Source organism: Nitratireductor soli, assembly GCF_001050155.1.
Taxonomy (GTDB): Bacteria; Pseudomonadota; Alphaproteobacteria; order Rhizobiales; family Rhizobiaceae; genus Nitratireductor; species Nitratireductor soli.
The window spans coordinates 269,371-291,927 of sequence record NZ_LFVY01000001.1; the positions used below are offsets into that span (position 1 = coordinate 269,371).

The 22,557-nt window shown below is 64.5% G+C and carries 20 protein-coding genes and 1 riboswitch; of the genes, 10 read left to right on the forward strand and 10 right to left on the reverse strand.

Annotated elements, in window-relative coordinates:
* Nucleotides 1-619 precede the first annotated feature (619 nt).
* Nucleotides 620-1,153 (reverse strand): MarR family winged helix-turn-helix transcriptional regulator, encoded by a 534-nt coding sequence (locus tag AB843_RS01290; protein ID WP_048644958.1) that lies wholly within the window; start codon nt 1,151-1,153, stop codon nt 620-622.
* A gap of 126 nt (nt 1,154-1,279) precedes the next feature.
* Here AB843_RS01290 and AB843_RS01295 point away from each other — a divergent pair, with 126 nt between their 5' ends.
* Nucleotides 1,280-1,615: a cupin domain-containing protein gene (locus AB843_RS01295; RefSeq protein WP_048644959.1), complete on the forward strand. Its 336-nt coding sequence runs from the start codon at nt 1,280-1,282 to the stop codon at nt 1,613-1,615.
* Between the two features lie 18 nt (nt 1,616-1,633).
* Here AB843_RS01295 and AB843_RS01300 read toward each other — a convergent pair whose 3' ends face one another.
* Nucleotides 1,634-4,120, reverse strand: coding sequence for a hybrid sensor histidine kinase/response regulator (locus tag AB843_RS01300; protein WP_244467866.1), 2,487 nt, complete (start codon nt 4,118-4,120; stop codon nt 1,634-1,636).
* A gap of 154 nt (nt 4,121-4,274) precedes the next feature.
* Nucleotides 4,275-5,180 (reverse strand): polyprenyl synthetase family protein, encoded by a 906-nt coding sequence (locus tag AB843_RS01305; RefSeq protein WP_048645192.1) that lies wholly within the window; start codon nt 5,178-5,180, stop codon nt 4,275-4,277.
* Between the two features lie 235 nt (nt 5,181-5,415).
* On the opposite strand from AB843_RS01305, the gene mtgA reads away from it, so the two are divergent.
* Nucleotides 5,416-6,081, forward strand: coding sequence for a monofunctional biosynthetic peptidoglycan transglycosylase (gene mtgA / locus AB843_RS01310; RefSeq protein ID WP_342021840.1), 666 nt, complete (start codon nt 5,416-5,418; stop codon nt 6,079-6,081).
* 150 nt (nt 6,082-6,231) lie between these two features.
* A complete protein-coding gene (gene rpmF, locus AB843_RS01315) occupies nt 6,232-6,414 on the forward strand; it encodes a 50S ribosomal protein L32 (protein ID WP_008596866.1) in 183 nt (60 codons plus the stop codon).
* 107 nt (nt 6,415-6,521) lie between these two features.
* Here rpmF and phaR read toward each other — a convergent pair whose 3' ends face one another.
* Nucleotides 6,522-7,127, reverse strand: coding sequence for a polyhydroxyalkanoate synthesis repressor PhaR (gene phaR / locus AB843_RS01320; protein ID WP_048644961.1), 606 nt, complete (start codon nt 7,125-7,127; stop codon nt 6,522-6,524).
* Between the two features lie 372 nt (nt 7,128-7,499).
* Between phaR and AB843_RS01325 the strand changes: the two genes are divergently transcribed.
* From AB843_RS01325 to AB843_RS01355, 7 genes are all read left to right on the forward strand, one after another.
* Nucleotides 7,500-8,684 carry an acetyl-CoA C-acetyltransferase gene (locus AB843_RS01325; protein WP_048644962.1) on the forward strand — a complete coding sequence of 395 codons (1,185 nt, stop codon included), beginning with the start codon at nt 7,500-7,502 and terminating at the stop codon, nt 8,682-8,684.
* A 103-nt stretch (nt 8,685-8,787) separates the two neighbouring features.
* Nucleotides 8,788-9,507, forward strand: a complete 720-nt coding sequence (phbB, locus tag AB843_RS01330) for an acetoacetyl-CoA reductase (protein ID WP_048644963.1) — start codon at nt 8,788-8,790, stop codon at nt 9,505-9,507.
* A 657-nt stretch (nt 9,508-10,164) separates the two neighbouring features.
* Nucleotides 10,165-13,380, forward strand: a complete 3,216-nt coding sequence (locus AB843_RS01335) for a helicase-related protein (protein WP_048644964.1) — start codon at nt 10,165-10,167, stop codon at nt 13,378-13,380.
* Between the two features lie 8 nt (nt 13,381-13,388).
* On the forward strand, nt 13,389-13,781 hold the full coding sequence (locus tag AB843_RS01340) for an RNA-binding S4 domain-containing protein (RefSeq protein WP_048644965.1): 393 nt from the start codon (nt 13,389-13,391) through the stop codon (nt 13,779-13,781).
* Nucleotides 13,782-13,936: 155 nt separating this feature from the next.
* Complete coding sequence (fdxA, locus tag AB843_RS01345) at nt 13,937-14,275, forward strand: ferredoxin FdxA (RefSeq protein WP_048644966.1); 339 nt, start codon at nt 13,937-13,939, stop codon at nt 14,273-14,275.
* A 403-nt stretch (nt 14,276-14,678) separates the two neighbouring features.
* Nucleotides 14,679-15,248, forward strand: a complete 570-nt coding sequence (locus AB843_RS01350) for a CarD family transcriptional regulator (RefSeq protein ID WP_048644967.1) — start codon at nt 14,679-14,681, stop codon at nt 15,246-15,248.
* Between the two features lie 356 nt (nt 15,249-15,604).
* Nucleotides 15,605-16,462 carry an RNA polymerase factor sigma-32 gene (locus tag AB843_RS01355; protein ID WP_048645194.1) on the forward strand — a complete coding sequence of 286 codons (858 nt, stop codon included), beginning with the start codon at nt 15,605-15,607 and terminating at the stop codon, nt 16,460-16,462.
* 63 nt (nt 16,463-16,525) lie between these two features.
* Here the strand turns inward: AB843_RS01355 and AB843_RS01360 are convergent, their stop codons facing one another.
* The 6 genes from AB843_RS01360 to AB843_RS01385 all read right to left on the reverse strand — a co-directional run bounded on the left by AB843_RS01360 (nt 16,526) and on the right by AB843_RS01385 (nt 22,328).
* Complete coding sequence (locus AB843_RS01360) at nt 16,526-16,798, reverse strand: hypothetical protein (RefSeq protein ID WP_157384400.1); 273 nt, start codon at nt 16,796-16,798, stop codon at nt 16,526-16,528.
* Between the two features lie 5 nt (nt 16,799-16,803).
* Nucleotides 16,804-17,877, reverse strand: coding sequence for a TraB/GumN family protein (locus tag AB843_RS01365; protein ID WP_048644969.1), 1,074 nt, complete (start codon nt 17,875-17,877; stop codon nt 16,804-16,806).
* A 162-nt stretch (nt 17,878-18,039) separates the two neighbouring features.
* A complete protein-coding gene (locus AB843_RS01370; protein ID WP_048644970.1) occupies nt 18,040-18,981 on the reverse strand; it encodes a tyrosine recombinase XerC in 942 nt (313 codons plus the stop codon).
* Nucleotides 18,982-19,047: 66 nt separating this feature from the next.
* Nucleotides 19,048-19,800: a DUF2066 domain-containing protein gene (locus AB843_RS01375; RefSeq protein ID WP_048644971.1), complete on the reverse strand. Its 753-nt coding sequence runs from the start codon at nt 19,798-19,800 to the stop codon at nt 19,048-19,050.
* A gap of 65 nt (nt 19,801-19,865) precedes the next feature.
* Nucleotides 19,866-21,677: an ABC-F family ATP-binding cassette domain-containing protein gene (locus AB843_RS01380; protein WP_048644972.1), complete on the reverse strand. Its 1,812-nt coding sequence runs from the start codon at nt 21,675-21,677 to the stop codon at nt 19,866-19,868.
* A 3-nt stretch (nt 21,678-21,680) separates the two neighbouring features.
* The gene (locus tag AB843_RS01385) at nt 21,681-22,328 is read right to left on the reverse strand and encodes a thiamine diphosphokinase (protein WP_048644973.1); all 648 of its coding nucleotides are present in this window, start codon (nt 22,326-22,328) and stop codon (nt 21,681-21,683) included.
* Between the two features lie 91 nt (nt 22,329-22,419).
* A riboswitch (TPP riboswitch) is annotated at nt 22,420-22,533 on the forward strand.
* Nucleotides 22,534-22,557 lie beyond the last annotated feature (24 nt).

Below are 22,557 nucleotides of genomic sequence, written 5' to 3' on the forward strand. Positions count from 1 at the left end.
ACACGTTCGAACTTCGTCGCCAAAGTGACGACTTGGTCTATTTCTTCACCAGACGCAAACGACCAGACGGGCTTTCTGGATTTCAACGCGCAGATCGCGACCTGTGGATTACCTACAGGACTGGCCTCGGCTGGGTTGCATGGGACGACAAAAGCCAAACAGTGATGGGTAGACCATGGCATGTGCTGCCTAATGACCAATCGTCGCTATGTCCTCCCGAGGGTGAGTGGGTGAGCAAAAAGGGTTCAAAATCCTATGTGTATGAGCTCGTTCACACCGGCTAGCTGCTGAAACGACTGCTTTCGGCAATCCAAGCGGAAACAGATGGTGGCCGAAATGGGGTCGTGTCCGGCATGGCAGGTCTCGGGCGAGAGGACGGAAATCCCGAAATGACTGACGAGATGCGCGAGACTTGATTCAAAGCTGTATTTTGGAAGCAGGTTTGAGCCGAGGCGATCTGAGGGAAGCAGAACCGCGTGTCTTGAAGGGTTTTTGCCAATTGCTGCGGCCAACCGTAGGCGCGGTCGCCGCCCCGAAGAGAACCCGTCCATTGTCAACGGCATCGGCTAATCCACAACAGCGCGACCGCCAGATACCGGCTCAAATTTGTCCAGGCCGCCTAGCCATCTTCTTCCGCAAGCCGCTCGCCGATCGACAGAGTGAGTTCCCGCAGCAATGCCGCCAGGGTCTCGCGGCGCGCCGGGTTCATGCCGGCCAGCAGGGCCGCTTCATTGGCCATATCGGTGCGGAATGCCGCTTCGGCGCGCTCGAGACCCATTTGCGTCAATCCGACAATCATGCTGCGTCCGTCATCGGGCGAGGGCAGGCGCTCGACCAGGCCGGCCTTTTCAAGACGCCCCAGGCGATGGGTCAGGCCGCCGGACGAGATCATCAGGGATTTGTAGAGTTCCGTTGGCGTCAGCCGATAGGGCGGGCCGGAACGACGCAGCGTCGAGATGACGTCGAACTCGCCGCGGTCCAGTCCGAACGCGGCAAACGTCGCCTCGATGCTCGGCCGGACCAGATTGGACAGGCGGTATATGCGCCCAAGAACACTCATCGGCATCGTGTCGAGATCGGGCAGTTCGCGCGCCCACTGAGCGCGCAGGCGGTCGATGTGATCCTCGCTGGTCGGCGGGGGCGATTGGGGCATGACGGGCTCCTGGCAGACGATGTATCTTGACGTGAAGATAAATAGCAGATATCTTCACATCAAGATACATTGCAATTCGGCGTGATGCACGGCTGAATTTGCGAGTTCCCAAACAAGGAGGACATCATGTACCAAATGTTGCGCCGCGATGAGCAGAAGCCGAGCGTCAACGGCACGGTCGCCTTCGAGGGCGAACCCTTTGGCGGCGAGGTTTCGTTCTTCCTGATGGACAGCCCGCCCGGACACGGACCCGTTCTGCATCGCCATCCCTATTCGGAGACCTGGGTCGTCCGGTCGGGGAAGGCCGAGTTCACGGTCGATGGCGAGACGACGCGCGCCGGGCCGGGTGATATCGTGGTGGTCGGCCCGCAGATTCCACATCGGTTCGTCAATGTCGGCGAAGGGCGGCTGGAGATGATCTGCATCCACGCTTCGGAACGGTTCATCCAGGAAGACCTGTAGCCCAGCCCCAGCCCTGCTTCAGGCGGACGCGGCCAGTTTTTCCTGGCCGATCCAGCGTTCGATCATGTCGGCCAGCTTTTGCGGCGAGATGGGCTTGGACAGATAGTCGTCCATGCCGGCATCGAGGCATTTCTCGCGGTCGCCCTTGAGCGCGTGCGCGGTGATGCCGATGATCGGCGTGTGGTCGCCGGTGGCTGCTTCCGTCTGGCGGATCGCGCCCGTCGCCTCATAGCCGTTCATCTCCGGCATGGAGATGTCCATCAGCATGATCTTCGGCCGGAATGTGCGGTACATCTCGACAGCGGTCTTGCCATTGGCGACAATGCGGTAGCGGAGGCCGAGGCCGTCGAGCACCTGACTGAAAACGAGCTGGTTGACCTCGTTGTCCTCGGCAACCAGGACGTCCAGCCCTTCGCCACGCTGACTTCTGGAACTCGACAGGCCGCGCTCGACGGCGTTGGAAAGGCGCGTTTGCGCCGGGCGCAGGGGAACGGGCTGCGGCACGGACGCTTCGTCGCCGGCACGGGCCGCCTGCATCACCGAAACGATCGTTTCGAGCAAGGCGGACGAGCGGGTCGGCTTGTTGAGCTGGGCGGCGATGCCGCATTCCATGGCGAGCCGGCTCGTATCGGCCTGGTCGACCGAGGTCAGCAGCACCAGCGGTATCTCGGTCGTGGTCGGGTCGGCCTTGATCAGTTTGGCGACGTCGGCGCCATTCATGTCCGGCATCTGGTAGTCGAGGATGACGCAATCGACGCGCGCATCCAGTTCGACCGAGCGCTTGAGGAAGGCGAGGCCGACGGCGCCGCTTTCGGCGGCGGCGCATTCGAAGCCCCAGCTTTTCAGTTGCTCGAGCAGGATGTCGCGGTTGATCGGGTTGTCGTCGATGACGAAGACGCGGGCGCCCGAGACGTCGATGGGGGCAGTCTTCGGCGTGCAGTTGGCGTGGTCGATTTCGAGCGGGATCGTGAAGGCGAAGGTCGAACCCTTGCCCACCTCGCTCTCGGCCCGCATCGAACCGCCCATGAGTTCGACCAGGCGCGAGGCGATCGCCAGGCCAAGGCCGGTGCCCTCGTGGCGGCGGGTGGACGAGGAGTCCACCTGGGCGAATTTTTCGAACACGGCGTCCAGCTTGTCCTGGGGAATGCCGATGCCCGTGTCCTCGACGCGGATCGTGACCTGCGCCGCGCCGTCCTTGATCTCGCCCGAGACGTCGATCAGGACGTGGCCGCGCTCGGTGAACTTGACCGCATTGCCGACCAGGTTCGTGGCCACCTGCCGGAAGCGGCCGACGTCGCCGATGAAGGACAGGGGCAGATCCGGATCGACGCGAACGATCAGTTCGAGATCCTTCTCGGCGACGCGCGCCGATACCAGGGCGGCCACGTCCTCGATCGCCTCGCCGAGCCGGAACGGCGCGGTATCGAGCTTCAACTGGCCGGCATCGATCTTCGAGAAGTCCAGAATGTCGTTGATGATGGTCAGGAGCGCCGTTCCCGACTTGACGATGACATCGACGAACATCGCCTGGCGCTGGTCGAGATTGGTGCGCGCCAGGAGCTCCGCCATGCCCATGACGCCGTTCATCGGCGTGCGGATCTCATGGCTCATATTGGCGAGGAATTCCGATTTCGTGCGGTCGGCGGATTGGGCCTTTATCTTCTCCGCGGCAAGCGAAATATTGGCGTCGTGCAGGTCCTGGTGGGCGCTCGAAACACGGTTCATCATCGGCACGAAGACGCGCAGCGCAAGCAGCAGGCACGCAAGCACGATGGCCAGCGAGACGCTGAGCAGGCCCCATTGCAGGGTTCCATAGGTGCCGATCATCTCCGCGTGCAGCGAATCCGAAATGCGCTTCAGCTCGGGGCGCACCTGGTTGTTGGCCAGGGTCTGCAGTTCGGTGAAGACGCGTTGCGCGGCACTGCTTCCATAATCGTTGAAGACGTCGAGCCGGTTGGCGAGCGAAACGACATCGCGGATCTGCGAGCGCAATGATGCCCCGTTCTCCTCACCGAGCCAGATGCTGCGCACGGAGGGGGGCACGGTTCGGTGCGAGATACCGGCAATCAGCGGGTCGCTTTCAGCGCCGCCTGCATTGGCGATTTCGCCGTCTTGTTCAAGGGTGATGCGCTGGCTCTCCAGCGTGGTGATCTCGCTCTGGGTGGCGATATCGAGCGCGTGATAGGCCGATTCCAGGCGCATCAGCGCCGTTTTGAGCTCCTCGTGGTCGAGCGCCAGCCCGGTCTCAGGGGTCCCGGTTCTTGGGGTTCCGGTTTTCGGGGTGCTGTCTTTCAGGCTGGCCTGCTCAAGGCGCAGGGCGTTGTGAATGACATCATTCGTCGCATCGGCCATGTAGCCGACCAGCGCCCCGAAACGGACTTGATTCTTTGTCGCCTGTATCTGCCAAAGCAAAAACCCGGTGCCGATGGCGACCGTTACAACGAAACCAACGATCACCGCGATCAGCCGGCCGCGCATATATTGCTGCGTTACCACCGAAGACATGTGTTTTCCCAGAGCCATCCCCTATTCGATAAGAATTGAGGATCGGGATTAACGGGCAATTAATGCTAACCGCTTGATCAAACAATCGGTGCGGTTTTTTGGCGCAATCAGCCGATTGGCGGCGCGGCGACAGGTCAACCGCGTGGTGAAGCGCTCAATTCTGCCGTTCGGCGACGAAGCGGGCGGCCTGGCGCAGCCCTTCGGCGCGCTCGGCGAATGGCACGAGGGTGTCTTCGGCCTGCGCCACCAGGCCGCGCAATTGCCGCCGGGCCCAGTCGACGCCGTGCAGGCTGGCCAGCGTCGCCTTGCCGGCCGCGGCATCCTTGCCCGTCGCCTTGCCCATTGTCTCGCTGCTGGCGGTGAGATCCAGGAGATCGTCGGCAAGCTGGAAGGCCAGGCCGATCGCCGCACCGAATTCGCCGAGCCTTTCGCGATCGGCATCGCCGGCGCCGCCTATGATGGCGCCCGCCTCGCAGGCATAGCGGATCAGCGCGCCGGTCTTCATGGCCTGCAGGCGCAGAATGTCTTCTTCGGCAAGCCGGGTTCCCTCGGCCGCCAGGTCCAGCGCCTGGCCGCCGGCCATGCCGCCAACGCCGGCAGCCCGCGCCAGACCGGTGACGAGGGCCAGCCGCGCTTGCGCCGGCAGGGCCGTCTCGGGCGCGCTTATGATGTCAAATGCATAGGTCAGCAGGCTGTCGCCGGCCAGTATGGCCGTTGCGTCGTCAAAGGCGCGGTGCACGGTCGGCTGGCCGCGGCGCAGATCGTCGTCGTCCATCGCCGGCAGATCGTCATGGACGAGGGAGTAGCAATGGACGCATTCGAGCGCCGCGGCAACGCGCAGGGCGGCCTCGCCGCCGGCCTCGAACAGGTTTGCCGTTTCCAGTACGAGAAACGGGCGCAGCCGCTTGCCGCCATTGAGAACCCCATGGCGCATCGCCTCGAGCAGGCGGTGCGGGCGGGCAATCTCGCCTTCCAGCGGCCTCGCGTCGAGCAGGCGGCGCAACTGTGTCTCGACCATCTCCGCGCCGACGGCGAGCTTGACTTCGAAGGGGGGCATCATCGTCTCTTCCATGGCCGGAGCGATGAAGGCAAAGCCGGCCATGGTCAAGCCCCGTTGTGCTTCGCCATTGCGCCGAAAGCCCCTGGAGGCTATGCGAAAGGCTGGTTTTGAGGCGTTAAGTCACACTGGGGGAGCGCGTTTGAGCGGGCCGATCGTCGATCCTGAAAGGCGGCAAACGGTGAAGAGAGTGCGTCGAGGCGGCCGCAACAGGGCGCGGCAGAGCGGTTTTGTGCGCCTGCTGCGGCGCGTTGCGCTCGTCGTGGTCCTGCTGGCGTTTCTGCCGTTCGGGCTGACGGTTCTCTATGCCGTCCCGGCGGTCCATCCCGTTTCGACCCTGATGCTGAAGGATCTGGCGACGCTGACGGGTTACGACCGCCGCTGGACGTCGCTCGACACGATGGGACCGCTGATCCAGCACTCGGTCATGATGTCGGAGGATGGCCAGTTCTGCACACATTCCGGCGTCGACTGGGGCGCTCTCAACACCGTGATCAACGACGCGCTGTCTGGCGAGGCCACGCGCGGCGCTTCCACCATTCCCATGCAGACGGCGAAGAACCTGTTTCTCTGGCAGGGCCGTTCCTTTCTGCGCAAGGCGATGGAATTGCCGCTGGCGCTTTTTGTCGACACGATCCTGTCCAAGCGGCGCGTCATGGAAATCTATCTCAACATCGCCGAATGGGGGCCGAACATCTACGGAGCCGAAGCAGCCGCGCAACACTATTTCGGTCGTCCGGCCAGGGAACTGACGCGCCGGCAGGCGGCGCTCCTGGCTGTCGCCCTGCCCAACCCGATCGCGCGCAATCCGGCCAAGCCGTCGCGTGGACTGAACCGTCTGGCGGCGAACATCGAGCGCAGGGCACTGAAGGCCGGCGCTTATGTCGGCTGCCTCAAACCGTGAGGGCGGCATCGGCGTGAAAAAAAGCCGCGCCCCACTGGCCAAGAACGGTTTAGCCGTGTATAGGCACGCCGACTTCCAATTCCCGGCCGAAATGCTGGGCCCTGGATAAAGGGGCCGCAACGGCCTTTGACCGATTAGCGGAGCAGGACAATGGCTGTACCAAAAAGGAAAACGTCGCCTTCCAAGCGCGGCATGCGACGCTCGGCCGACGCCATCAAGGCGCCGACCTATGTCGAAGACAAGAATTCAGGCGAACTGCGCCGCCCGCACCATGTCGATCTGAAGACCGGCATGTATCGCGGCCGCCAGGTTCTGGAGCCGAAGGACGCATAAGCGCCTTTGCCCACGGAATGCGAAAAGACCGGCCAATGGCCGGTCTTTTTTGTCCTGCATGTCGGTATTATCGGCGGGCCTATTGCCCGTCTTTTATCGCGACGGGCCTATTGCCCGTCCATGGAATCGATCTTGCGCTGCATGGCGGCGATCTGATCACGTAATTCCCGCAGATCGTCATCGCGCCCGCCTTCGGCTCCGGCCTCGCGCGGCGCGCCGGGATTTGCCTGCGGCGGGACGGGCGAGAACATGCGCATGGCGTTCTGAAACATCTCGATGTTCCGCCGGGTCTGCTCCTCGACCATTTTCATCGGCGCGGTCATGCCCATCATGTCGATCGGCGATGAGCCGAAGGCCTTGTCGAGTTGTTCGCGCATCCGCTCCTGTTCCTTGGAGAAGGCGATCATCGATTGCTCGAGAAAGCTCGGCACGACCATCTGCATCTGGTCGCCATAAAAGGAGATCAACTGCCGCAGGAACGAGATCGGCAGCATGTTCTGGCCGTTGCGGTCGTTCTCCAGCTCGAAGATGATCTGGGTGAGGACCGAGTGGGTGATGTCCTCCCCGCTCTTGGCGTCCTGGACGACGAAATCCTCGTCGCGCTTGACCATCACAGAGAGATCCTCAAGCGTCACATAGGTGCTGGTGCCGGTGTTGTAGAGGCGGCGGTTGGCGTATTTCTTGATGACGATCGGATCGTCCTTGGCTGGCATTAGTGACCTCCCGGTGGCACGGTTTCCTGCGGCGTCCGCCCGAAACCGAATGGTGTTCGCGAGCGCAACGCCTGAATTATAGGGCCTGAACGCCGCCTGCGCCCGACGCGGACACAGATGGCGCCAGCTGCCGGAACGCGCGGATTTGCGCCCCTTACATCTGCCGGTCATCAGGATATGCGCAAAATTCGATGGAATGAAAGCGCTTTGTGCAATGGCGAAGGCGCGCCATGGTGCTTTGCCGCCACAGATCAATGCCGCAGTGCACACAGGGTTTGACTTGTTCAAAGGAAGCCGCAACTAATGCGATGAATGACCAGCCCATCGTCGGGCCGGACAAAGCATGTCCGCGCGATTATCAAGGAGCCCTGCATGTCTTCTGCCGAAACCATCGTCATCGCCAGCGCCGCCCGCACCCCGGTCGGCTCGTTCAACGGGGCCTTTGCCGCAGTGCCGGCGCATGAACTCGGCGCGGCCGCCATCCGCGAGGCGCTGACGCGTGCCGGCGTCGCGCCAGAAGAGGTCGACGAGGTGATCCTCGGTCAGGTGCTGACCGCCGGCCAGGGGCAGAACCCGGCCCGACAGGCCTCCATCGCCGCCGGGCTGCCGAAGGAAACCACCGCCTGGGTGTTGAACCAGGTCTGCGGCTCGGGTCTGCGCACCATCGCCATCGGCATGCAGCAGATCGCCACCGGCGATGCCGACATCATCGTCGCCGGAGGACAGGAATCCATGTCGCTGGCGCCGCATTGCGCGCATCTGCGCAGCGGCGTGAAGATGGGCGATTACGCGATGATCGACACGATGATCCGCGATGGATTGTGGGATGCCTTCAACGGCTATCACATGGGCATCACCGCCGAGAATGTGGCGCGCCAGTTCCAGATCACCCGCGACCAGCAGGATGAATTCGCGCTCGCCTCGCAGAACAAGGCGGAAGCCGCGCAGAAGGCCGGCCGCTTCAAGGATGAGATCGTCCCGTTCATCGTGAAGACCCGCAAGGGCGAGACGGTGGTTGCCGACGACGAGTATATCCGCCACGGCGCGACGCTGGAGAGCATGCAGAAGCTGCGCCCTGCCTTCGACAAGGAAGGCACCGTGACGGCGGCCAACGCGTCCGGCATCAATGACGGCGCGGGCGCCGTGGTGCTGATGAGCGAGACCGAAGCCAAGCGGCGCGGCCTGACGCCGCTTGCCCGCATCGCCTCCTGGGCGACGGCCGGCGTCGATCCGGCGGTGATGGGCACCGGTCCGATCCCCGCCTCGCGCAAGGCGCTGGAGAAGGCCGGCTGGAAGGCCGAGGACCTCGACCTGGTGGAGGCCAACGAAGCGTTCGCCGCACAGGCCTGCGCGGTCAACAAGGACATGGGCTGGAACCCCGACGTGGTGAACGTCAATGGCGGCGCGATCGCCATCGGCCATCCGATCGGCGCATCCGGCACGCGCATTTTCAACACGCTGGTGTTCGAGATGCGCCGGCGCGACGCCAAGAAGGGCCTGGCCACATTGTGCATCGGCGGCGGCATGGGCGTCGCCATGTGCGTGGAAGCGCTGTAGGCTTTCTTTACGGCGCGCGGGTCACGCCCGTGCGCCGGCCGGAAATCGTTCAACGGTCAATAGAACGAAGCGGCGGGGAACAACACACAGGGAGGCGATCTGCATGAGAACGGCACTTGTTACCGGTGGCACGCGCGGCATTGGCGCGGCCATTGCGATGGCGTTGAAGGACGCGGGTTACCGCGTGGCGGCGAATTACGCAGGCAATGAAGAGGCGGCGGCCCGCTTCACCGAGGACACCGGGATCGCCACGCATCGGTGGTCGATCGCCGATTATGACGAATGCGCCAGGGGCGTTGCAGCGGTGGAGGCCGAACTCGGGCCTGTCGATATCCTGATCAACAACGCCGGCATCACGCGCGACGTGATGTTTCACAAGATGACCCCGCAGGATTGGCGGGCGGTGGTCGATGTCAATCTCAACGGCGTTTTCAACATGACGCACCAGGTGTTTGCCGGCATGCGCGAGCGCAAGTTCGGGCGCATCGTCAGCATTTCGTCGATCAACGGCCAGAAGGGACAGATGGGGCAGGTCAATTATTCAGCCGCCAAGGCCGGCGAGATCGGCTTCACCAAGGCGCTGGCGCAGGAGGGCGCGCGCTTCGGCGTCACCGTCAACGCGATCTGCCCGGGCTACATCGCCACGGACATGGTGATGGCCGTGCCGGAAGCCGTGCGCGAGAAGATCGTCGCGCAAATTCCGGTCGGGCGCCTGGGGGAAGCGGCGGAGATCGCCCGCTCGGTTCTGTTCCTGGCGTCGGACGATGCGGGCTTCGTCACCGGGTCGACGATGACCGTCAATGGCGGCCAGTACATCGTCTGACGGGCGAAAGCCGGACCGCCTGTGGACCGTTCCCGGGCGTCCGGCACCCCGTGACCTGTATCAATTTGAAGCACAATGATTAACGCCGCGCGAACGCGCCGGCCGGGCGACTGTGGACAAGCTGTGTTTCGTCTGTTGATGAACTGTGGAAACCACAACATGTAGCGGTGAACATACCAGAAACATCCGCGCATCGCTGATTCGTCGCCGATTCGTTCCGCATTTGATCGAACCGTTAAGCCGTTGTCCGGCTGCGCCCAGCCGAGCGTTAACCGGCATGACAGTTTTCTTAATGAAATCTTACATTTGCCGCGGTGCGGACAGCCTGGCTGTTGTGCAGCCGGCAAAAGGTTAACGCGAAGGTCGGTTTTGAGCCTCGCCGCGGAAGGGCGCGATTCAGCATGTCGGTCCGAGAGGGTGCCAAGACACCGTATGTTGTGGCGAACAAACCGGGAATATCGCCATGTGAGTGATTCGTAGCCGATTCGTTCCAGACTCGTTCCAACTGTTAACAGGCGGTCGCGAACCCGGCTGGCGCCCGGGCGAGGCCGCGGGCCGATGACGGCGCGAAAACTCCGATCTTGGAATAAGCATGCAAAGCGTGTTAACCCGGTGGCTCGCCTTTTGTCGCTGAGGAAGAACGGCTTCCCGGGCTCCATGAATTTCCAGAACCAGACCAACAAGCCGCCGGTGCTGTCCGGCCGTGACGTCACCGCCATCCTCGGTCCGACGAACACGGGAAAGACGCATCTGGCCATCGAGCGCATGGTGGCGCACCAGACCGGCGTGATCGGCCTGCCGCTGCGCCTTCTGGCGCGCGAGGTCTATGGGCGTGTCCTGGCCAAGGTGGGCGAGCAGAACGTCGCGCTGATCACCGGCGAGGAGAAGATCACCCCGCCGGGCGCGCGCTATTCGGTCTGCACGGTCGAGGCGATGCCGCGCGAGACGGATGCCGCATTCGTCGCCATCGACGAGGTGCAGCTGGCCGCCGATCTCGAGCGCGGCCACATCTTCACCGACCGGATCCTGCATCTGCGTGGTCGGCAGGAAACGCTGCTGCTCGGCGCCGGCACGATGCGCGGCATTCTGGAGCGGCTTCTGCCCGGCCTGTCGGTCATCACGCGGCCACGCATGTCGGTGCTCACCTATGCCGGTTCGCGCAAGATCACGCGGCTGCCGCGCCGCTCGGCCATCGTCGCCTTCTCCTCCGACGAGGTTTACGCTATCGGCGAGTTGATCCGCCGCCAGCGCGGCGGGGTCGCCGTGGTGCTGGGCGCGCTCAGCCCGCGCACGCGCAACGCGCAGGTGGCGCTCTACCAGTCGGGCGACGTCGACTATCTGGTGGCGACGGACGCCATCGGAATGGGCCTCAATCTCGACGTCGATCACGTGGCCTTCGCCCAGAACCGCAAATTCGACGGGTTCCAGTATCGCGACCTCAATCCGGCCGAGCTGGGCCAGATCGCCGGGCGCGCCGGCCGTCACCTGCGCGACGGGACGTTCGGCGTCACCGGCCAGGTCGATCCTCTTTCCGACGAGCTGGTGCAGCGCATCGAGAGCCACCAGTTCGACGCGGCCAAGGTGCTGCAATGGCGATCTGCCGTGTTCGATTTATCCAGCGTCGAGGCGCTGAAGGCGTCCCTCGACGTCACGCCGCCGGTCGACGGGCTGACGAGGGCCCTGCCGGCCGCCGATGCGCGGGTGCTGGAACTCCTGTCGAAGGACGAGGATATCCGCGCCCTGGCGGGCGGCCGCGAGCGGGTAGCGATGCTTTGGGACGCCTGCGCGCTGCCGGACTACCGCAAGATCGCGCCGGCCCAGCATGCCGAACTCGTCGGTGCCGTGTTCGGCGACCTGGCACGGCGGGGGCATGTCGACGAAGACTATATGGCCGACCAGGTGCGGCGCGCCTCTTCCACCGAAGGCGATATCGATACACTGTCGCATCGCATCGCCCAGATTCGCACCTGGACGTTCGTTTCACACCGGCCGGGATGGTTGGCCGATCCGACACACTGGCAAGAAAAAACACGCGAGATTGAGGACAGCCTGTCCGATGCGTTGCATGAGCGATTGACGAAACGCTTCGTGGACCGCAGGACTTCCGTGCTCATGAAGCGTCTGAGAGAGAATGCAATGCCGGAAGCAGAAGTCAGCCCCGTTGGCGAAGTCCTCGTCGAGGGGCATCATGTGGGTGAGATGCAGGGGTTTCGTTTTACCGCCGACCGCAGCGCGGAAGGCGAGGATGCGCGCGCGGTGAAGACCGCGGCGCAGAAAGCCCTGGCGCTCGAATTCGAGGCGCGGGCCGAGCGGTTCGCCGCTTCCGGCAATGGCGATCTGGCGCTGGATTCCGACGGATTCCTGCGCTGGCTCGGCCAGCCCGTGGCGACGCTGGTGGCTGGCGAGGAGGCGCTGAAGCCGCGCGTCGTGCTGTTGGCCGACGAGCAATTGACCGGGCCGGCGCGCGACAAGGTCGCGGCGCGGGCCGAGCGTTTCGTGAATTTCCAGATCGAGCAGCTGTTGAAGCCGCTGGTCGACCTGCGCGATTCGGAAAGCCTGTCGGGCATGGCGCGCGGCATCGCCTTCCAGCTTGCCGAGAATTTCGGCCTGCTCAACCGGCGCAACGTCTCCGACGATGTCAGGGCGCTCGACCAGGATTCACGCGCGGCGCTGCGCCGTCTCGGCGTGCGTTTCGGCGCCTACCACATTTTCGTGCCCGCGTTGATCAAGCCGGCGCCGGCCGGCCTCGTGACGCTGCTCTGGGCGCTCAAGAACGACGCCAAGGACAAGCCCGGCTATGGCGACGTGGTGACGGCGCTCGCCGCCGGCCGCACCTCCATCGTTTCGGACGTCACGTTCGAACGGGCCTTCTACGGGCTCGCCGGCTACCGCAATCTGGGCCGCCGCGCGGTGCGCGTCGACATTCTCGAGCGGCTCGCCGACCTGATCCGCCCGGCATTGGGCTGGAAGCCAGGCAACGGGACGCGGCCGGACGGCGCCTATGACGGAACCGCCTTCGTCGTCACCCCGGCGATGATGTCGATCCTCGGCGCCACCGCCGAGGACATGGAGGCGATCCTCAAGGGGCTCGGCTATCGCGGTGAGGCCAAGCAGGCCGAGGAGGTCGCGGCGCATCTGAAGGCGCTCGATGAGACCGCGGCAAGGCAGGATGCGGCGAAGTCTGCCGCGGAAGCGGCGCCGTCCGCTGAAGCCGCACCCGCGGAAGCCGAAACCAGCGAAGTCCAAACCAGCGAAGTTCAGGCACCGCAGGAACAGCCGGGTTCCGACGAGCCAGCGATCGCGCCTGCCGAGCAGTCGCCGGTCGAGGCTGTGTCTGTTGCGCCGCCGAGCGGGACCGAGGAGGTCCTGCAACAGCCCGCTGCTGCCGAAACTGTGGAGCAGCCGGCCGTGGCGGAGAGCGCTGAGGCGAAAGTTGAGGCCGATGCGCCGGTCGCCGCGAAGGCCGATGCAGCCGAAGAGCAGGAAGAACCGAAGCCGGTGCTCATCTGGCGCCAAAGCCGTTTCGACGGGCGCAAGCGGCAGGGCCAGCGCCCGGCGGGCAGGGGTGCGGGGCAGGGCGCCGGCAAGGGAGACCACAAGGGCGCCCACAAGGGCGCCCACAAGGATTCCGGCCAAGAGCGGCATGGCCGTCCGGGACGCGGCGAAGGCGAAGGCGCTGCTGCGCATCGCGGCAAGCCGCGCGGCAAGGGGCGCAGTGAGGGACGCGGTGAGGGGCGGGGCGACGACGCAGACAAGCACGGTTTCAAGCGCAATGGCGCGCCGCAGCGCCAGCGGGAGGAACGGCCGGTCAAGATCGATCCCAATTCGCCCTTCGCCAAGCTCGCCGCTCTCAAGGAACAGATGAAGAAGTAGCGGGCCAGATGGGCGGCAGCGAGACGGCCGGAGAACGCCAGCGCATCGACAAATGGCTGTTCTTCGCGCGTGTCGTGAAGTCGCGTTCGCTGGCGGCCAAGCTGGCCCAGGGCGGCAAGGTGCGGGTCAACCGCAACAAGATCGAACAGGCCGCCTATCCGGTGAAGGCCGGCGATGTTCTGACCGTCACCCTCGAGCGGCGCGTCATCGTCTATCGCGTCCTAGCCGCCGGGAGCCGGCGCGGCCCGGCCGAGGAGGCGCGCCTGCTGTACGAGGACCTCACGCTGCCGGCTGCCGAGGCCGCGCCGAGCAAGGCCCTGGCGGCGCAGCGCGAACCGGGCGCCGGCCGGCCGACGAAGAAGCAGAGGCGGGCGCTCGACCGGTGGCGCGACGAGCCGTAGCGCGATGCGGGTATCGTGTATCATCAGCGGTTTCAGAGGGTTGGAATTGCATTTCGCCTGCAACGATCGCAGCGCAATAACGGGCCTTGCAACGGCCCTGCAAAGGGTCTACCTCACCCCTCGACATTCGTGAATGCTGTCAGCCGAGAGCGCCAATGACCTATATCGTCACCGACAATTGCATCAAGTGCAAGTACATGGATTGTATAGAAGTCTGCCCGGTGGACTGCTTCTATGAAGGTGACAACATGCTCGTCATCCATCCGGACGAGTGCATCGATTGCGGCGTTTGCGAACCGGAGTGCCCGGCCGAGGCGATCAAGCCAGACACCGAGCCCGGGCTGGACCAGTGGCTGAAGGTGAATGCCGACTATGCCGAAAAATGGCCAAACATCACGGCCAAGAAGGAACCGCCGGCCGACGCCAAGGAATTCGACGGGATCGAGAACAAGTTCGAGCAGTATTTCTCGCCGGAGCCGGGCACCGGCGACTGACCCCGCTTCGCCCCCATTTCGCTCGCCGGGCGAGGCCGAAGACGACGACAAGTTGCGCAAGTTTTTGCCGCGACATCTTCGCGCACGCGGCAAATTGTTGATTCTTTCGGCTTTTTATGGTAGCTTGCCAAAATCATGCCGGTGACAACACGTCTTTTAATGGCGCGCACACGAACTAATCACTGAAAGGGCGGGGCTCTAAGTCCGGACCAGGTAATCTGGGCCAGGCTGTTTTGGTTTGGGTGGTGTGCCTTTGGTGCAGGCGCGATCACGGCCCTTTCCGGAGTGTCCCCTTCCTTGTGCTCCACAGACTTGTGGCCCACAGACCGGCAGGCCGTTGGGCATGCGGTATCGCCTCCATGGGCGGCCGGCATGCCCCATTAAAAACAGGAGTGTTAGGCGGATGACAACCCAGCAGAAGAAATCGGCGCAGCGCCATGGATTCAAGACCGGCGAATTCATCGTGTACCCGGCTCATGGCGTCGGACAGATCGTCACGATCGAGGATCAGGAAGTTGCCGGGCACAAGCTGGAATTGTTCGTCATCGATTTCCAGAAAGACAAGATGCGGCTGAAGGTGCCGGTTGCCAAGGCAACCTCCATCGGCATGCGCAAGCTCTCGGAAACCGATTATGTGGATCGCGCGCTGAAGGTCGTTCAGGGCCGTGCGCGCGTCAAGCGCACCATGTGGTCGCGTCGCGCCCAGGAATATGACGCGAAGATCAACTCGGGCGATCTCATCTCCATCTCGGAAGTGGTGCGCGATCTCTACCGCGCCGACAATCAGCCCGAGCAGTCCTATTCCGAACGCCAGCTCTATGAGGCAGCGCTCGACCGGATGGCGCGCGAGATCGCGGCCGTCAATCGGATGTCGGAAACCGAGGCCGTGCGCCTGATCGAAGTCAACCTCAACAAGGGCCCGCGCCGCGGCAAGGCCGACAATGAGGAAACCGAGAAGGAAGAAGCGGCTTAGAGCCGATTACCGTTTCCGGGAAACGGTAATCTCTCTAACGTCTTGTTTTACCGCATTTGTGCAGGCGTCAGGTGATTCCACCTGACTGCAAAATGCTCCAAGCCTCTTTTCCAATCCAGTTCTGCAAGACCCGGCTGCCTGGCAGCCGGGTTTTTCTTTGCCGGAGGAGCAGTCCGTGGAGGGGCAATTCCACGGTGGCTGGAACTTTTTTTGTTTTCCACTCGTTACATTAGGTGATGCCTGCCAACTCGGTGGCATCCGTCACCTGAGGCGTCGCCGTCACGGCGTCGCGCCGGTGGCGTTCCAAGGCGCTGACCCGCCGTATGGCGGCAGGCGCGCTGACACGGGAGTGCACCATGCAAGACCGGGCGGAACGCAAGCTTATCCAGGCGGCCATGAAGGCGCCGTATCTGGCGCTTGAAGAGGAGCAATCGCTTGCCAAGCGCTGGCACAGCCAGCACGATCAACAGGCGCTGCACCAGATCACCATTGCCCACATGCGGCTCGTCATTGCGATGGCGTCGCGCTTCCGCAATTTCGGCCTTCCCATCGGCGATCTGATCCAGGAAGGCCATATCGGCCTGCTGGAGGCGGCGGCGCGCTTCGATCCCGAACGCGGGGTGCGCTTCTCGACCTACGCCACTTGGTGGATCCGGGCATCAATGCAGGATTATGTGCTGCGCAACTGGTCGATTGTGCGCGGCGGGACGAGTTCGGCCCAGAAGGCATTGTTCTTCAACTTCCGCCGCCTGCGCGCCAAGCTGCAGAGAAGCACGGGCTCGGCCGCCGAAATCCACCAGGAGGCAGCGAAGATATTGGGCGTGTCAGCGGCGGATGTGGCGCTGATGGATGCACGCCTTTCGGGCCCGGACACCTCGCTCAACGCGCCGATGCGCGAGGAAGGCGATGGATCGGCCGACCGCGTGGAGTTCATTGCCTCGGACGATGAGCCGATCGACGAGGTGGTCGAGCACATCATCGACGCGGAGCGGCGCACGCTGTGGCTCAACGACGCCCTGGACGTGCTCGATGGCCGGGAGTTGAAGATCATTCGCGAGCGACGCCTGAGCGAGGATGGCGCGACGCTGGAGGCGCTTGGTTCGGCTCTGGGTATTTCCAAGGAGCGCGTCCGGCAGATCGAAACCAGGGCACTGGAAAAGCTGCGCGACGCCTTGACCAGGGCGCATCCCGGCTTGTCCGCTCAGGCGGTCTGACCGATCAAAGGAAAAGGCCTTGCGGAATGCCGAACCTGCTCCCCGGCGTGCGCGCGGCTGCCCTCATTCGGGAACCGACGCGCCGGATTCAACCGCCAAGGGTTCTGCAGGTTCCGAAGCGCCAAAAACACCCGTCTTGAGGACGGCCATCATCAGGACGATGAATGCCGCCGCCGCCAGCGCACCGATGACAAAGCCCTTCGTTCCACTGGAGGCTCCGGCCCTTTGCTCGTCGGGATCATAATTCCCATTGTGGTTCTGCATCACCCTGACCCGTGCGATATCTGCAAAATCGGAGACGGGTAGAGTAACGCAGATGACGTCGGTCGGTTCCAAAAAAATTAGCCGGCGTTCTCCACAATGTAGCCGGCCTTGCGCAATTTCTCGATCAAGCCCTCTTCACCCGGCAGATGCAGGGCGCCGACGGCGATGAAGGCGTTGCCCTGAGCCAGAATCGGCATGGCGCGCTCGGCCATCACGCCGTTGCGCGCCTTGACCATGGCCTGGTCGAATGCGGCATAGTCGGCTTCACCCGCATCCTGCTCGGGAACCGCAGCCCGGATGAGCGGCCAGAACATGCCGGTCTCGCCATCGAGATAGAGGGCGATCATCGTTTCCATCACGTCGTCGAGCCGGTCGCCGAGCGCCAGCGTTTCGACCAGTCCGCGCGCATGCATCTCCATCGGCAGCGAGGCCATCGCCGCCAGCTGTTCGACGGCGCTTTCCAGGCCGAGCAGTTCCTTGCCGTCCGCCTGGGCCTCCTGGGCAAGCTTGATGTCGAGAACCGGCATGCCCGCATCCTTGCGTTCCACCTCGCAGGCGGGCAGGGCGACCAGCGCGATGAGCATCCACGGCTTCATCTTCTTGACGCTGGCAAACGGCACGCCGCGCGCCGAAAGGGCGCTCTCCACCAGTTTCCGATCGTCCTCCGTCAGGTAGTCCGCCAGCGTCTGATTGCCGGTGAACATGGTCAGGTCCGGCTGCTTGAACATTGCCGCCGCCATGGCGCGCTGGTCGAGGATGTCGGTGGTCTCGATGACGATGCGGTCGGCCCGATCGAAGGCCGTTTGCGCCGCAGCGGGCAAAGTCGCCACGCGCGGGTCGCTCATATGCATGGTGCCAAACAGATAGGAGGGCGCCGCGCCCTCCTTTTCCACCCGCCACAGCAGGCCGCTGCCATTGGGGGTTTCGGCTGCTTCCTGGCGCACCTCCTGCAGCAAGGCAGGGTTTTCCGCGGCCAGCTCCGTCAACAGGCTCCGGCCCGTGCAGACAATATCCCTGGCATCCCTGGCGGCCACCGGGGTGGCGGCAAGCAGGCCCGCCAGCAGCGCCGTCAGCAGCAAAATCGGCAGCGCCGCGGCGAGCCAGAATGCCGCGTCGGTGAGCCGTTCGGATGTCGAGACTTGTGCTTTCATGCCGTCAACCTAACCGGAGAATGACGGCAAAACCGTTAATCGGATGTGGTGAATTGAAACGGCTTGCGGCACCGGCGTCCGTTCGGACGCATAAAGGACGCTCGATCTTCTTGTTTTCCGCATTTATGCGGGCGTCAGTGATTCCACCTGACTGCAAATGCTTCACGCACGTGGATGGGCCGCGTCGTAGATCTCCATCAGCCGCGCCGTATCGACGGCGGTGTAGACCTGCGTCGTCGACAGGCTGGCATGGCCGAGCAATTCCTGGATGGCGCGCAAATCGCCGCCGCGCGCCAGGAGATGCGTGGCGAAGGAGTGGCGCAAGGCATGCGGCGTCGCCGTTTCGGGCAGGTTCAGTGCCGAGCGCATGCGCTTCATCTCGCGCTGGATGATGGCCGGCTGCAGGGCGCCGCCGCGCGCGCCGCGAAAGAGCGGCGCATCGGCCGCCAGGTGATAAGGGCAAAGCCGCCGATACTCGGCGATCGCCTGGCCGGCGACGGGCAACACCGGCACCAGCCGCGTCTTGCCGCCTTTGCCCGAGATCCGCAGCGCCGGTTGCTGCCGGGCGGCGAAATCGCCGCTGGTCAGCGCCAGGGCCTCGGCAATGCGCAGGCCCGATCCATAGAGCAGGGTCAGGACGGCGGCATTGCGCGCGGCGATCCAGGGTTCCTCGGCAAGCTGCGCCGGCGCGGAAACCACCTTGCGGGCATCGGCCGCCGTCAGCGGCTTGGGCAGGCTGCGCGGCACGCGCGGCGCCTTCAGCGCCGAGGCAGCCGCTGCGTTGACAAGGCCGCGTCGTTCGAGAAAGCGGAGGAAGGAGCGCACGCCGGCAAGCCCTCGTCCGAGCGTGCGGGCGCCGGCGCCGCCGGCGCGGCGTGCCGCCAGGAAGGCGCGCAGGTCGGCCGGCCTGAGCTCCGCCACATCGGCAAGGCCGGGCGCACCGCCACAATGGCCGGTGAGGAATTGAAGAAACTGCCTGGTGTCGCGTTCATAGGCCTCGACGGTCAGGGCCGAAAGCCGCCGCTCGCCGCCAAGGGCGGCCAGCCATTCGGCCCGCGCCTTCTGCAGGTCCGGGCGGGCGGCGATGAGGAATTCCTGTTGCATGGGCGATATCCGGCGCAGTCACCACGCAGTGTCGCCGCGCCGCGTTAGCATCCGGTGAACGATGAGCTATGGTTGTGCCTCTGCCACGAGATCGGCCACGGCCCGGCCCAGCGCATCGCGAAACACCGCGTCGAAAGAGGATGCGGTGGCGACCCATCTGCGCGGTTGGTCGGCAAGGGCGAGCGACCACCGCGATGACCATTCGAGCTTGTCGGGATGCCACGTAAGCGCGCCGGTCAGAACCGGTTCGGCTTCGGATGTTCGTTGTGCCTCCGGGAAGGATATCGGTAAGCCGAGGCGCTCGGCCGATTCAATCAGCGCCGCCCGCTGGTCGCGCCCGAAAGCCCCGTCCCGCACCAATGGAAACTTGCGCGCGCCATTGTCCACCGTGATGTCGAGCGACAGGACCGGGCGGTCCAGCCAAGGCTTCCCGCCAAGGCCGCGCAAGGCCGCATCGATCTTCGGTGGCGAGAACTCGACGGCAAGGTAGTGCGGGCGCTCGCGCGTGCCCTGCTCGTCATGGACGGGAATCCCGGCCATCCGGTCGCGATAATCGAATGCGGTGACGAAATCCCCAGCCCTGCCAGCCAGGTCATCCATGCCCGGCGCGCTTGTCAGTGCGGGATCGCCTGAAAGTTTCACCAGCACTTCGCGCATACAGGCGGCGAAGCCACGACTGCGCTCCGGCTCGTCCGTTCCGGTGACGATGGTTACAGCGCGGTAGAGCGCCGCATGATTGTCCTCGGCTGTCGCCGGGCACGATGTTGCGAGGCAGACAAGCAACGCAAACCAGAGGCGCCGATCGAAGCAAAACGTCATGCGGTCGTGTCCCTTGATGAGCCTGCGCAGCTTAGCCGGGACACGCGGCGCTGCCTATAGCGCGCTCAAGCGCCTTCGATGTCCTCGCGCAGCATTTCCAGTTCCAGCCATTCCTCCTCGAAACGATCACGCGCGCCGCGCTTCTCGCCGAGTTCCCTGGTGAAGCGCTGGAACGCCGAGGCATCGCGCGCGTAAAGCGCCGGATCGGACAGTTTCGCTTCCAGCCCGTCGATCTCTTCGCCCAGTTGTTCGATCTTCCGCGGCAGGGTCTCGAGGGCGAATTTCTGCTTGTAGGACAGTTTCTTCGGACCCGCTTTCGGCGCTTCGGCAGCGGCAGGCTTTGCCTTGGGCGTCTCGGAGGCGCCGCGCGCCTTGCGCCGCTCCAGTTCCTCGCCCTTGCGCTGCGCCATCATGTCGGAATAGCCGCCGGCATATTCGATCCAGCGCCCGTCGCCGGCCGGCGCGATGGTGCTCGTCACCGTGCGGTCGAGGAAGTCGCGGTCGTGGCTGACCAGCAGCACCGTTCCCGGAAACCCTTCGACCAGCTCCTGCAACAGGTCGAGCGTTTCCATGTCGAGATCGTTGGTCGGCTCATCGAGCACCAGCAGATTGGCCGGGCGCGAGAGAAGCCGCGCCAGCACCAGCCGCGCCTTCTCGCCGCCCGAAAGCTCGCGGATCGGCGTGCGCGCCTGCTCGGGCTTGAACAGGAAGTCCTTCATATAGGAGACGACATGCCGCTCCTGGCCGTTGACCACCACGCTGTCGCCGCGTCCGTCGGTCAGAAAATGCGCCAGCGTTTCCTGCGGGTCGAGCGCCCGCTTCTGGTCGAGCATGGCGATGTCCAGATTGGCGCCAAGCCGCAAGCTGCCCGCATAGGGCTCCAGAGCGCCGGTCAACAGGCTGATCAGCGTCGTCTTGCCGGCGCCGTTCGGCCCGACGAAGCCGATCCGGTCGCCGCGCTGGATGCGGATGGAAAAATCCTTCACCACCGGCAATTCGCCATAGGCTTTCTGCAGTCCCTTGGCCTCGATCACCAGCTTGCCCGATTCGGCCGCGTCGCTGGCCGTCATGGTCGCCAGGCCTTCGGCCCGCACATGGGTGCGGTGGCGCTCGCGCAGGGAGTGAAGCTCGCCCAGCCGCCGCACATTGCGCTTGCGTCGCGCCGTCACGCCATAGCGCAGCCAGTGCTCCTCGCGGGCGATCTGCCGGCCGAGCTTGTGCTGCTCGCGTTCCTCTTCCTCAAGGACCGTGTCGCGCCAGTCCTCGAAATGGGCGAAGCCCTTGTCGAGCCGGCGCGTCATGCCGCGGTCGAGCCAGACGGTTGCCCGGCTGACCTTTTCGAGGAACCGGCGGTCATGCGAAATGGTCACCAGCGCCGAGGAAGAGCGCTGCAATTCATCTTCCAGCCATTCGATGGTGGCGAGGTCGAGATGGTTGGTCGGCTCGTCCAGCAGCAACAGGTCGGGTTCCGGCGCCAGGACGCGGGCGAGTGCGGCCCGCCGCGCCTCGCCGCCAGACAGGGTCGCCGGGTCTTCCTCGCCGGTCAGCCCCAGGCGGTCGATCACCAGCGCCACGCGGTTGATGTCGTCGGCAGGCCCCAGCCCGCCCTCCACATAGGCGCGTACGGTGGAAAAGCCCTGCCAATCGGGCGCTTGCGGCAAGTAGCGCACGGTCGCTGTCGGCTGGCGGAAGACCTCGCCATCCTGAGGTTCGACCATGCCGGCGGCGATCTTCAGCAGCGTCGACTTGCCGGAGCCGTTGCGGCCGACCAGCGCCAGGCGCTCACCAGGGCCGACCATCAGCGATGCGCCGTCGAGCAGCGGCGTGCCGCCGAAGGTCAGGCGGATGCCTTCCAGTTTTAACAGCGGAGGCGCCATGGCTCAGTGAGCTCCGTCGTTGGTGAGATGCGCGACCAGGAGCGCCCGGCCCTTTTCCAGCGTGACGGCAAGCCGGCCGTCTACGGCATTGGACAGCGTCAGCGACGAGCCGAATTCGACCTCAACCGCATCGAGCGGCCATTTCGCCCCCTCGACGGTCAGGCCCGAAAGGGCCGAGAAGGCGAGGATGGAAAACAGCATGCCCCGCGGGTAGTCGAAATCATGCCGCCGGCCAAGGCTGAGCGGCAGGCCTTCCTGCGCCCCGCTGGTCAGCCGGGTGTCGATGCCGCGCTCGCATAGCTGCAGGGCCTGGGTCAGGTGCAGGAACATGTGGTCGGGCCGCTCGCCACCGAAAGCACCGGCCAGCGTCAGGCTGGTGGCGCCGGCCTCAAGTGCCGCGGCTATCGCCAGTTCGCCGTCGGTCTTGTCCTTTTCCGGTGGGAAAACCCGGCGCGGCACGGCTTCATAGGCGTCGATCAGGCTTTGCGGGACGGAATCGAAATCGCCGACCCAGAGTTCCGGGACGATGCCCAGCATGGCCGCGTGGCGCATGCCCGAATCGGCGGCGATGACGCGCGTTGCGGAAATCTGTGCATCGAGTGCGGGCGTGCGCACCAGGTCGCCGCCCAGGAGAAGTGTAAATCGGCTCATGGGCGAGGCCCTTATCATGGCGGCGCGGCAGCGCCAACGCCGATGTCGTGCTTTCCCCTTGCGCGCCAGCACCCGCCGCCCTATTTTCCCGAACGCTCTAACGGGGTGCCGGCAGATTGCCGGCTGAGAGGCCTGGGGAAGATCCGGCCAACCCGCTGAACCTGATCCGGTTTGCACCGGCGGAGGGATTAGACGCTTTCCAAGCAGCGCCTCATTCCCCAATCATGAC

Excerpts from the sequence above, each read along its gene's own strand:
- AB843_RS01290 (WP_048644958.1), bottom strand. The coding sequence starts at position 1,153 with ATGCCCCAATCGCCCCCGCCGACCAGCGAGGATCACATCGACCGCCTG.
- AB843_RS01385 (WP_048644973.1), bottom strand. The coding sequence starts at position 22,328 with ATGAGCCGATTTACACTTCTCCTGGGCGGCGACCTGGTGCGCACGCCC.
- AB843_RS01295 (WP_048644959.1), top strand. The coding sequence starts at position 1,280 with ATGTACCAAATGTTGCGCCGCGATGAGCAGAAGCCGAGCGTCAACGGC.
- AB843_RS01325 (WP_048644962.1), top strand. The coding sequence starts at position 7,500 with ATGTCTTCTGCCGAAACCATCGTCATCGCCAGCGCCGCCCGCACCCCG.
- phaR (WP_048644961.1), bottom strand. The coding sequence starts at position 7,127 with ATGCCAGCCAAGGACGATCCGATCGTCATCAAGAAATACGCCAACCGC.
- AB843_RS01370 (WP_048644970.1), bottom strand. The coding sequence starts at position 18,981 with ATGCAACAGGAATTCCTCATCGCCGCCCGCCCGGACCTGCAGAAGGCG.
- AB843_RS01380 (WP_048644972.1), bottom strand. The coding sequence starts at position 21,677 with ATGGCGCCTCCGCTGTTAAAACTGGAAGGCATCCGCCTGACCTTCGGC.
- AB843_RS01365 (WP_048644969.1), bottom strand. The coding sequence starts at position 17,877 with ATGAAAGCACAAGTCTCGACATCCGAACGGCTCACCGACGCGGCATTC.
- AB843_RS01355 (WP_048645194.1), top strand. The coding sequence starts at position 15,605 with ATGCAAGACCGGGCGGAACGCAAGCTTATCCAGGCGGCCATGAAGGCG.
- AB843_RS01335 (WP_048644964.1), top strand. The coding sequence starts at position 10,165 with ATGAATTTCCAGAACCAGACCAACAAGCCGCCGGTGCTGTCCGGCCGT.
- AB843_RS01375 (WP_048644971.1), bottom strand. The coding sequence starts at position 19,800 with ATGACGTTTTGCTTCGATCGGCGCCTCTGGTTTGCGTTGCTTGTCTGC.
- AB843_RS01300 (WP_244467866.1), bottom strand. The coding sequence starts at position 4,120 with ATGTCTTCGGTGGTAACGCAGCAATATATGCGCGGCCGGCTGATCGCG.
- phbB (WP_048644963.1), top strand. The coding sequence starts at position 8,788 with ATGAGAACGGCACTTGTTACCGGTGGCACGCGCGGCATTGGCGCGGCC.
- rpmF (WP_008596866.1), top strand. The coding sequence starts at position 6,232 with ATGGCTGTACCAAAAAGGAAAACGTCGCCTTCCAAGCGCGGCATGCGA.
- fdxA (WP_048644966.1), top strand. The coding sequence starts at position 13,937 with ATGACCTATATCGTCACCGACAATTGCATCAAGTGCAAGTACATGGAT.
- AB843_RS01350 (WP_048644967.1), top strand. The coding sequence starts at position 14,679 with ATGACAACCCAGCAGAAGAAATCGGCGCAGCGCCATGGATTCAAGACC.
- AB843_RS01305 (WP_048645192.1), bottom strand. The coding sequence starts at position 5,180 with ATGATGCCCCCCTTCGAAGTCAAGCTCGCCGTCGGCGCGGAGATGGTC.
- AB843_RS01340 (WP_048644965.1), top strand. The coding sequence starts at position 13,389 with ATGGGCGGCAGCGAGACGGCCGGAGAACGCCAGCGCATCGACAAATGG.